We start from the raw sequence: 9,806 nt of genomic DNA, 5'->3' as shown, positions 1-9,806 counted from the left end.
CCCCCCCCCCCCCCCCCCCCCCCCCCCCCCCCCCCCCCCCCCCCCCCCCCCCCCCCCCCCCCCCCCCCCCCCCCCCCCCCCCCCCCCCCCCCCCCCCCCCCCCCCCCCCCCCCCCCCCCCCTCTTTAGATGTGTATAAGAGACAGGCGCAGAGCAGCACGTAGCCGGCCGGCAGCGCGGCCAGGGCGGCGCCCAGCAGGTGCAGCGGCAGCGCGCCGGCCTGCCAGCCCTCGGGCAGTGGGGGCGTCCACCACCAGAAGGCCACGCCGGCCAGCAGGAAGTAGCCGATCCAGTTGGTGAGAATGCTGGTGCCGATGACCTGCGCGAGCCGGCCCTTGTCCAGCCCGTGGCGGGTGTAGAGCCGGTAGCGCGCGGCCACGCCGCCGAGCAGCGAGCCCAGGTTGAGGATGAAGGGATAGCTGATCAGCGTGATGCCCAGCGTGGTGGGCACCGGGATCCGGTGGCCGCTCAGGCGGCGTCCGATCAGGTCATAGCTGGCGTAGGCGAGGTGGCTCGCCAGCGCCAGCCCGGCGGCGCTGAGCAGCACCGGCGCGGGCAGCGCCTGCATGGCGCGCCCTACGCCGGGCCAGTCCACCGTCTGCGCCTGGCGGTACAGCAGCGCCGCCACCAGCAGCACGAAGGCCAGGCCGATGCCGCGCAGCGCCCAGGGCCACGCGGGCGCGCGCTGCAGGCGTTGCCAGAACGCCATGGCGCGTTACGCCGGGCCGGCCTCGTCGGTTGCGGCGCCTGCGGCCTGCACCGTCCGCGCGCGCTGGGACGAGCGCGGCAGCCAGCCGGCCCAGGAGGGGTACCAGCGCAGGATGTGGAATACGAGGAAGCTGCGCACCAGGCGCCAGCCGCTCCAGGCTGTGTCGAGGTCCCGGGCCTGTATGCGCTGGCAGCCGTGCCGCATCAGGTGTTCGAGCCGCGCGTGCAGGTGCTCGTTGAAGGCGCGGTCGCGGATCACCACGTTGGCCTCGAGGTTGAGCGACAGGCTCAGCGGGTCGAGGTTGCTGGAGCCGACGGTGGACCATTCGCGGTCGGCCAGCGCCACCTTGCCATGCAGCGGGCGCTCGCGGTACTCGTAGATGCGCACGCCCGCATGCAGCAGGTGGTGGTAGAGCAGGCTGGCGGCGGTCTTGACGATGGGCATGTCGGGCTTGCCCTGCAGGATCAGGCGCACGTCCACGCCCCGGCGCGCGGCGCGGCGCATGTCCTGGATCAGCCGGTAGCCGGGAAAGAAATAGGCGTTGGCGATGACGACGCGCTCGCGCGCGGTGCGGATGGCCGCGCGGTAGTGGCGTTCGATGTCGGTGGTACGGCGGTGGTTGTCGCGCGTGACCAGCACGGCCTGGGCGCTGCCGGTGGCCGGCAGGTCGGTGCGCACCGTGGCCAGGCGGCGGCGCAGCCAGGCGCGGCCCTCGCCGGTATGGGCGATGGCATGCAGCATGAAGCGGTGGATGTGCCCGACCAGCGGGCCGGTGGCCTCGACCGCGTAGTCCTGCTTGGCCTCGGGGCCGAAGTCGGCCAGGTGGTCGGCCGAGTAGTTGATGCCGCCGACGAAGGCGCGCTCGCCGTCGACCACCACCAGCTTGCGGTGCATGCGGCGCAGCAGGTTCACCCGCTGGCCGAAGAGGCGTGGGGCCGGGTCGAACACGCGCAGCCGCACGCCCTGCGAGGTGAGCGAGTGCAGGAACGCGTCGGAGAGATCGGGCGAGCCGTAGCCGTCGACCATGACGTCGACCTGGGCGCCGTTGCGCGCGGCGCGCACCAGCGCGTCGCGCAGCGCGAGGCCGACCTTGTCCTCGAACAGGATGAAGGTCTGCAGCAGCACCTCGCGCCGGGCCGCGGCGATGCACTCGAATACGCGCGAAAAGAAGTCCTCGCCGTTCTCCAGCAGGCGGAACTGGTTGCCGCCGGCCCAGTACGCGCGCCGGAACAGGCTCACAGCAGCAGCTCGGCCGCCAGCGGCGCGTGGTCCGACAGGTGCGACCAGGGCCGGCGCGGCAGCACGTAGGGCGCATGGACCACGGCATTGCGCACGTAGATGCGGTCCAGCGGCAGAACCGGCATCTTGGCCGGGAAGGTGCGCGCGGCGCGGCCCTGGGCCTGCACGAAGACCTCGCGCAGGCCGGCGCCCTTGCGCAGAATCTCGTGCGCGCGGGCGCGCCAGTCGTTGAAGTCGCCGGCCACCACCAGCGGCGCATCGGCCGGGATCTCCTTGCGGATCAGCTCGCACATCAGGTGCAACTGCTTGCGGCGGTGGTGCTCCTGCAGGCCCAGGTGCACGCAGATCACGTGCAGGTCGGCCGCGCGGCCCGGCACGCGCAGCACGCAGTGCAGCATGCCGCGGCGCTCCGGCCCGCTGATCGAGACGTCATGGTTGCGGTGGTGCGTGATGGGGAACTTCGACAGCAGCGCGTTGCCGTGGTGGCCGTTGTCATAGACCGCGTTGCGGCCATAGGCGAACTGCGACCAGATGCTGTCGGCCAGGAACTCGTAGTGCGGCGCGGGGGGGAAGTTGGCGATGCGGTTTGGGTGCTTGGCATGCGTGCCCAGCACCTCCTGCAGGAACACCACGTCGGCGGACACGCTGCGTACCGCATCGCGCAACTCGTGCAGCATGAAGCGCCGGTTGAACGTGGTGAAGCCCTTGTGGATGTTCACGGTGAGCACCCGCACGCTCAGGGGGGCATCGGCGGGGGAGGGCTTGGCGGCGGTCATGAAGAGGGGGTTCGGGAAAAGGTGCGCGCTGGCCGGGACAAGGCGCCGGCCGGGGTCAGAAGGTGTAGCCGTAGCGTAGCTGCACGAAGTTCTCGCCCGGATTGGGCTCCTTGATGCCGGCGTTGGAGACATGCTGCAGCCGCAGTTGCAGTTCGTGCTGCATGCGCGTGCCGAAGCTGTAGCCCAGGCCCAGGTGCGAGGCGAAGTTGAAGCGGGTGCTGAACTCTTTTTCTCGGGTGCGGAACATGCGGTCGGTGTAGGTCACGCCGATGCCCGCGTCGGCGAACCAGGGGGACAGGCCCTGGTTGAAGCGAAAGCGGAAGGACGGCACCAGGCCGACCATGCGGGTCACGTTGCGCCCGTCTCCGGTGGAGGAGAGCCGGCTGTAGTACAGGTCCCAGTAGGCACCGGCCTTGGTGCCCCAGAGCGTGCTGCTCCACTGGATCGGGGCGGTGATGCCGATGGTGCCGACCCGGGTGTCGTCCGGGGCCCGGTCGTACTGCAGGTAGACGCCGGATTTGAGGGTGGGTTCGGCTTGCGCGGGCAGGACCGTGAGCAGCGCCGTCGCGGCGGCGGCAAGAGCGGAGAAACGCACTGTGGACATGGAGAGAGGGTATGTGGAGGACGTCGTGCCGAATTCCAGTGTAGAGACAAAGATGGTCGTGCGCCGCCAATGCCATCGCGTTTCGTGCCGGCGTCCTACAGGTCGGGTACGCCCAGTCCTGCGCGGCGCGCCCTTTTGGCAAAAAAAGGGCCTGCAAGCGCAGGCCCGGGGCACGAGGCTCACTTTCACTTGGCCGGTGGAGGATCGTTGCGCGGACCCTCCTTGGGGCCGTGCCCCCCATGGCGCCAGTGGCCTTCCGGGCCCATGGCGTGCAGGGCCTCGCGGTCGAAAACCTTCTGCTGTGCCGGCGTCAGGGCCGTGTAGAAGGTCTTGACCGCATCGTCGCGGCGGTCCATGTCGGCCTGGCGCTGCAGGCGCATGGCGCGCATGCGGTCGATGCGTTCCGGCGTGGTGAGGCGGGCGAACTCCTGGCGGTCCATGTCCAGGCGCGCATGGCCGCCCGCGCCGGGACGCAGTGCGGCGGTGAAGCTGTCCCATGCGCCCTGCTGGTCGGCGGTCAGTTGCAGGCGCTGTTTGAGTTGCGCCAGGCGCGCTTCCATGCGCTGCTGCATCGCGGCGCGGTCGGGCCGCTCACCGTGGGCCATCGGGCCGCGCGGCCCGTGGTGGCGCGCATCGGCCGGAGGCGGCGGCGCCGTGCCGTCCGCGGGCGGCGGGGTCTGGGCAAAGGCGGCCAGGCCGGACGATGCCAGCACGCTGGCCAGGAGGAGGTGTCGGGCGGTGAGTCGCATGAGAGCTTCCTTTCTGAGAAACCCCCGGTGCCGCATGGCATCAGGTTGTGGTCAGTATCGAAGTGGCTTGTAAGCGCGGCGTGCGGCTGCGATGTGTCTTCTGTAAATCCTGATGACCAGCCGTGGCCGCAGGAGCTGCGGCGGGGCGCGGACAATACGCCCTCGCGGCCCGCACGGGCCGGCCATCAGGAAAGAGTGCAAGTGTTCAAGAACGTCATCGTGTACCGCATCGCGCCCGGCTGGACGGGCTCGCTGGAGCAACTGGAAGAGAACCTGGGCAAGGCCCGTTTCGAGCCTTGCGGGGCGACGCAGGAGCGCTCGGCCGGCTGGGTCGAGCCGCGCGGCGAGGCGCACGGGCCGCTGGTCGAGTCGATCGGCGGCCAGTGGATCCTCAAGCACATGGTCGAAGCCAAGGCCGTGCCCGGCTCGGTGGTGCGGCGCAAGCTGCAGGAGCGCGTGGCCCGGATCGAGAAGGAAACCGGCCGCAAGCCCGGCAAGAAGGAAAGCAAGGAGCTGAAGGAGGACGTGCTGCTGCAACTGCTGCCCATGGCCTTCACCAAGCAGGGCGCGACCACCGTGTGGATAGACCCGGACGCCCGCATGCTGGTGCTGGGCGTCTCCAGCCAGGGCCGGGCCGACGAACTGGTGAGCGCGCTGGTGGAGGCGATGGCGGGCTTCGCGGTGTCGCCGATCAACACCAACGTGACCTCGGTGGCGGCCATGTCCGAATGGCTGGTGAGCCAGGAGCCGCCGGCCGGCTTCAGCGTGGACCGCGAGTGCGAACTCAAGGCCAGCGACGAATCCAAGGCCGTGGTGCGCTATGCGCGGCACCCGCTGGACATCGACGAGGTGCGCGAGCACATCGCCCAGGGCAAGCTGCCGACCAAGCTGGCCATGACCTGGGACGAGCGGGTGTCCTTTCTGCTGACCGAGGGCATGCAGATCAAGAAGATCAGCTTCCTGGAAGGCGTGTTCGACGGCACCTCGGGCAAGAAGGAGGACAGCTTCGACACCGACGCGGCGATCGCCACCGGAGAGCTGCAGAAGCTCATTCCGGACCTGCTGGAGGCGCTGGGCGGAGAAGTGCAGGAAGGCCAGCAGGCGCCCCTGCCCGCCGCCGTTGTTGCGTGATTCCAACAATTTCGAACCAAGCGTGTCATTTTGTGCCGAAATTGTTTGATTGAGATTAATTGTCGTTCACATCCGTATCTAGAATCGTTCGCGACGCGGTTGCGGCGAGGCGAGGGCTCGCGCGGTCGCGCTTGTTCCATACACCTTACTACGCCAAAGGGGCTCATCTTGGTCCGTTCCGCACGTCTTTTTCCGCCATCTCCGCGCAATGACGCGGCCAGAACCAGCTCGCCGGCCGAGCATGCGATTTTCCCGCTCGGCGCGCTGATGCTGGCGGCCTCGGTCAGCAGCTGGGCCCAGACGGCCCCGGCCGAGCAGTCGCTCAAGCCCGTGACCGTGACCGAAAAGGCCGAGGCGGAGGTGCAGGGCAAGGATGCGCTGCAGACCAGGAAGACCACCATCGGCAAGGGCAACCAGGACATCCGCGACATTCCGCAGTCGATCACGGTGCTCACCGAGAAGCTGATCGACGACGTCAAGCTCGACACCCTGCGCGAGGCGCTGCACTACACCGCCGGCATCACGTTCGCCGCCACCGAGAACGGCACCGACCAGGACATCCGCCTGCGCGGCTTCCCGATCGCCTCCACCGGTGACCTGATGATCGACGGCATGCGCGACCCGTCGCAGTACGACCGCGACACCTTCAACCTCGACCGCGTGGAAGTCATGCGCGGCTCGGCCTCGATGCTGTTCGGCCGCGGCTCCACGGGCGGCGTGGTCAACCAGGTGAGCAAGAAGCCGGTGCTGGCCGATCAGACCGACGTGGTCGGCACCGTGGGCACGGCGGGCTATTTCCGCACCACGGCCGACTTCAACATCCGCACCGGCGAGACCTCGGCGCTGCGCATCAACGCCATGTACAACAAGGCCGACAACGGCGGCGCCAAGATCGACAAGAACGGCATCGCCCCGAGCTACAGCTGGGGCCTGGGCACGGCCGACGAGTTCACGGTCGGCCTCTACCACCTGAAGAACAACAACGTGCCGATGTCGGCCGTGCGCTACGTCGCGGGCAGCCTGGCGCCGGTCAAGCCGGGCGATTTCTACGGCACCAAGGCCGACTTCGTCGATGGCGAGGCCAACTACCTGCACGGCGCCTGGAAGCACCTCTTCGGCAACGGCGGCGAGCTGCGCACGCAACTGCGCAGCGGCGTCTTCGAGCGCGCGCAATGGAGCACCGCCGTCGGCGCCTGCGGCGCCAGGCCCACCGCCACCGGCACCTGCCCGGCCGGCACGCCCCCCGTCACCTCGCTCAACCCGAACACCTTCCTGACCCGCAGCGGCCTGACGCCGCGCAAGGACCGCTACAAGGCGACCTACTTCCAGAGCGACTACAGCCAGGCCTTCGACGCGCTGGGCGTGCGCCACGAACTGCTGGCCGGCGTCGACGCCGCGCGCGAGGAGGCGGTGCGCTTCCAGAACAACGGCAGCACGCTCGGCATTCGCCCGCCGACCCAGGTCGGCACGCCCGATGACGGCGCCGGCCTGATCGGCAGCGGCCTGTCGCCGCAGTGGCGCAATTCCAGCAACTACAAGGCCAACAGCTTCGGCGTCTATGCGCAGGACCTGGTGCAGGTGGCGCCGGCCTGGAAACTGCTGGGCGGCGTGCGCTACGACAACTTCAAGGGCGATTTCGAGCAGTTGGCCTATGCCGCCGGCGTGCAGAACAGGCCCAGCGGCATCACCCGCACCCATCTGTCCAATTCGCCGTGGAGTTATCGCGGCGGCGTGCTGTTCCAGCCCTCGCCGACGCAGTCCTACCACCTCTCCTACGGCACCTCCTTCAACACTTCGGCCGACACCTACCAGTACGTGACGCCGCAGAACGCGAACACGCCGCCGGAGAAGAGCCGCAACATCGAAATCGGTGCCAAGCTCGACTGGCTGGGCGGCGCGCTGTCCACCCGCGGCGCGATCTTCCGCACCGAGAAGTACAACGAGCGCACCACCGACGCCGACTTCGCCGGCTCGGCCTACACCCTTTCGGGCAAGCGCCACAGCGCCGGCCTGGAGCTGGACGTGGTGGGCCGCCTGACCCCGCAGTGGGAGGTCTACGCGTCCTACACCTGGGTGCCGGTGGCCAAGATCGACCAGGCCGGCAGCGCGGCCAACGCGCAGGCTTCGGTCGGCCAGCGCGTGGGCCTCACGCCCAAGCAGTCGGGCGCGTTCTGGGTCACCTACCAGGCCACGCCCAAGCTGCGCGTGGGCCTGGGCGCGCACGGCGCCACGGAGAACCGCCCGCTCAGCGGCACCACCGGCGCCGCCTCGGCGAGCGCACGCGTGCCAGGCTACATGGTGGCCGACGCGCTGCTCGAGTACAAGTTCACGCCCGACGTGTTCGCCCAGATCAACGTCAACAACCTGACCAACAAGGCCTACGGCGACCAGCTCTACCCGGGCTTCACCATCCTCGGCCCCAAGCGCCAGGTGCTGGCCACGATCGGCATGCGGTTCTGACGATGCTCCGAGGCTTCACGCCGCGTGTTGACAGAGGGCAATACGACCCCTGTGTGCGCACCGGATAATTCCACGCCATGCTGTTACACATACGTGAAGTCCTGAGGCCGGCCGAGGTGGCCCGTGCCCGCGAGATCCTGGCCGAGGCCCCCTGGGGCGACGGCCGGATCACCGCGGGCAGCCAGTCGGCCCAGGCCAAGAACAACGAGCAACTGCCCGAGGCCTGCGAGGCCACCCAGGCGGTGCAGCAACTGCTGCTGCGCGGGCTGGAGCGGCACCAGACCTTCTTCTCGGCGGCGCTGCCCAAGCAGATATCGCCGCCGCTGTTCAACCGCTATGGCGGCGCCGCCAACAGCTTCGGCAACCATGTGGACAGCGCCGTGCGCTACCTGCGCAACGGCGCGGGCCGGGTGCGCACCGACGTGTCCTGCACGCTGTTCCTGTCCGAGCCCGACGAGTACGACGGCGGCGAGCTGATGGTGGAGGACACCTTCGGCGAGCACCGCGTGAAGCTGCCCGCCGGCGATCTGGTGCTGTACCCCGGCACCAGCGTGCACCGCGTCGAGCCGGTCACGCGCGGCTACCGCGTGGCCAGCTACTTCTGGATCCAGAGCATGGTGCGCAGCGACGAGCAGCGCCGCCTGCTGTTCGAAATGGACAACCACCTGCGCCGGCTGCGCTCGGCCGACAGCCTGGGCGAGACCGACCCGTCCGTGATCGGGCTGACCTCCACCTACCACAACCTGCTGCGCATGTGGCTCGACGTCTGATCCCACCGCTTTCGAGGTTTTCTTCCATGCACCCCTTCCTCCGCCTCCTCACCGTTTCCGCCGCCGCGCTGGCCGCTGCCGGCGCCCATGCCCACGGCGACGTCCGCTGCGACCCGGAGAGCCCCAAGGCCGAGTGGCGCGGGCAGATGGAGCTGCAGCGCAAGCTGGTGGCCGAGGGCTGGAAGGTGCGGCAGGTCAAGACGAGCAACAACTGCTACGAGGTCTACGGCTTCGACGAGAAGGGCGCGCGGGTGGAGGTGTTCTTCCACCCCAAGACCTTCGAGAAGGTGGCGGAGGTCAAGCAGCCGTCCTGAGGCGCGCGCGCCAGTGAAGCCGCTGCCGCCAGGGACCGACGACGCGGGCGTGCGGGTCTGGGACCGGCCGGTGCGCCTGCTGCACTGGTGCCTGGCGGCCTCGGTCGCCGTGGCCTGGCTGTCCACCGAGGGCTTCTTCGGCTGGCATGAGCCCGCCGGCTACCTGGCCTTGGCGGTGGTGGCCGCGCGCATTCTGTGGGGAGTGCTTGGCGGGCGGGGCGCGGCGCGGTTCGGCAGCTTCGTGCGCGCGCCGGCCGCCACCTGGCGCTACGCGCTGCAGGTCTGGCGCGGCACCGAGCCGCGCTACCTGGGCCACAACCCGCTGGGCGGCTGGATGGTGCTGGCCCTGCTGGGCTGCGTGGCCGCCACCAGCGTGACCGGCTGGCTCTACACCACCGACATGTTCTGGGGCATGGCTTGGCTCGACCGGCTGCACCGCGCGCTGGCATGGACGGTGCTGGTGCTGGTGGCGCTGCACCTGGCCGGCGTGCTGTTCACCAGCCTGCGCCACCGCGAGAACCTGGTGGCCGCCATGTTCTCGGGCCGCAAGCGCCGCGCGCCGGCGGATTCCGAGCAAAATTAGCCTCAAGCCCAGGTAATATCCAGGCTTTTTGCTATTGAATTAATAGCGAACGTCATGCCGCCGCGCCGGCTAGTTGCGGCAGCGCGCGGTGCGCGGGCAGCAGGCCGACTTCGCTGACCTTGAACACGCCGACCATCTGCGTCATCTGCGCCGACTGCTCGCGCAGGGCCTGGGCGGCGGCGGCGGCCTGCTCCACCAGGGCGGCGTTCTGCTGCGTCATGCGGTCGAGCTGGGACACGGCCTGGTTGACTTCGCCGATGCCCGAGGCCTGCTCGGTGGTGGCCGCGACGATCTCCTCCATGATGTCGCTCACGCGGCGGATGGCGCCGACGATCTCGCCCATGGTGCTGCCCGCGGTCTGCACCAATGAGGCGCCGGCCTGCACCTTGGCGCCGGAGGCGCCGATCAGGTTCTTGATTTCCTTGGCCGCCTCGCCGCTGCGCCGCGCCAGGCTGCGCACCTCGCTGGCGAC

Annotated in this window: 11 protein-coding genes; 5 read left to right on the top strand and 6 right to left on the bottom strand. The window is 69.5% G+C overall.

The annotated features are described in order from the left end of the window. The 5 genes from JHD63_RS20110 to JHD63_RS20090 all read right to left on the bottom strand — a co-directional run. The coding region (locus JHD63_RS20110; RefSeq protein WP_198972580.1) for a lysylphosphatidylglycerol synthase domain-containing protein at positions 1 to 708 on the bottom strand (708 nt) is incomplete at its 3' end. 6 nt (positions 709 to 714) lie between these two features. Beyond that, complete coding sequence (gene clsB / locus JHD63_RS20105) at positions 715 to 1,947, bottom strand: cardiolipin synthase ClsB (RefSeq protein WP_370590592.1); 1,233 nt, start codon at positions 1,945 to 1,947, stop codon at positions 715 to 717. Next, a complete protein-coding gene (locus JHD63_RS20100; protein WP_198972579.1) occupies positions 1,944 to 2,723 on the bottom strand; it encodes an endonuclease/exonuclease/phosphatase family protein in 780 nt (259 codons plus the stop codon). The genes clsB and JHD63_RS20100 overlap by 4 nt, the downstream gene beginning before the upstream one ends. A gap of 55 nt (positions 2,724 to 2,778) precedes the next feature. Next, positions 2,779 to 3,327 (bottom strand): acyloxyacyl hydrolase, encoded by a 549-nt coding sequence (locus tag JHD63_RS20095; protein WP_198972578.1) that lies wholly within the window; start codon positions 3,325 to 3,327, stop codon positions 2,779 to 2,781. Between the two features lie 185 nt (positions 3,328 to 3,512). Next, complete coding sequence (locus JHD63_RS20090; protein ID WP_198972577.1) at positions 3,513 to 4,076, bottom strand: Spy/CpxP family protein refolding chaperone; 564 nt, start codon at positions 4,074 to 4,076, stop codon at positions 3,513 to 3,515. A 201-nt stretch (positions 4,077 to 4,277) separates the two neighbouring features. Here JHD63_RS20090 and JHD63_RS20085 point away from each other — a divergent pair, with 201 nt between their 5' ends. The 5 genes from JHD63_RS20085 to JHD63_RS20065 all read left to right on the top strand — a co-directional run bounded on the left by JHD63_RS20085 (position 4,278) and on the right by JHD63_RS20065 (position 9,334). Then, complete coding sequence (locus JHD63_RS20085; protein WP_198972576.1) at positions 4,278 to 5,207, top strand: recombination-associated protein RdgC; 930 nt, start codon at positions 4,278 to 4,280, stop codon at positions 5,205 to 5,207. 168 nt (positions 5,208 to 5,375) lie between these two features. Then, a complete protein-coding gene (locus JHD63_RS20080) occupies positions 5,376 to 7,667 on the top strand; it encodes a TonB-dependent receptor (RefSeq protein WP_233168482.1) in 2,292 nt (763 codons plus the stop codon). 77 nt (positions 7,668 to 7,744) lie between these two features. Then, on the top strand, positions 7,745 to 8,437 hold the full coding sequence (locus JHD63_RS20075) for a Fe2+-dependent dioxygenase (protein ID WP_198972575.1): 693 nt from the start codon (positions 7,745 to 7,747) through the stop codon (positions 8,435 to 8,437). 26 nt (positions 8,438 to 8,463) lie between these two features. Further along, the gene (locus tag JHD63_RS20070; protein WP_198972574.1) at positions 8,464 to 8,751 is read left to right on the top strand and encodes a PepSY domain-containing protein; all 288 of its coding nucleotides are present in this window, start codon (positions 8,464 to 8,466) and stop codon (positions 8,749 to 8,751) included. Positions 8,752 to 8,764: 13 nt separating this feature from the next. Further along, positions 8,765 to 9,334, top strand: a complete 570-nt coding sequence (locus JHD63_RS20065) for a cytochrome b/b6 domain-containing protein (RefSeq protein WP_370590591.1) — start codon at positions 8,765 to 8,767, stop codon at positions 9,332 to 9,334. 52 nt (positions 9,335 to 9,386) lie between these two features. Here JHD63_RS20065 and JHD63_RS20060 read toward each other — a convergent pair. Next, a partial coding sequence (locus JHD63_RS20060; RefSeq protein ID WP_233168481.1) for a methyl-accepting chemotaxis protein occupies positions 9,387 to 9,806 on the bottom strand: 420 nt, incomplete at its 5' end.

The organism is Xylophilus sp. ASV27 (genome assembly GCF_016428875.1).
GTDB lineage: Bacteria > Pseudomonadota > Gammaproteobacteria > Burkholderiales > Burkholderiaceae_C > Xylophilus.
Note: the sequence above shows the minus strand (reverse complement) of the source record. Positions and strands in the feature narration are given on the sequence as shown.

Bases quoted from the DNA above. Each gene is read 5' to 3' on its own strand.
- JHD63_RS20070 (WP_198972574.1), top strand. From the start codon at position 8,464: ATGCACCCCTTCCTCCGCCTCCTCACCGTTTCCGCCGCCGCGCTGGCC.
- JHD63_RS20075 (WP_198972575.1), top strand. From the start codon at position 7,745: ATGCTGTTACACATACGTGAAGTCCTGAGGCCGGCCGAGGTGGCCCGT.
- JHD63_RS20090 (WP_198972577.1), bottom strand. From the start codon at position 4,076: ATGCGACTCACCGCCCGACACCTCCTCCTGGCCAGCGTGCTGGCATCG.
- JHD63_RS20095 (WP_198972578.1), bottom strand. From the start codon at position 3,327: ATGTCCACAGTGCGTTTCTCCGCTCTTGCCGCCGCCGCGACGGCGCTG.
- JHD63_RS20100 (WP_198972579.1), bottom strand. From the start codon at position 2,723: ATGACCGCCGCCAAGCCCTCCCCCGCCGATGCCCCCCTGAGCGTGCGG.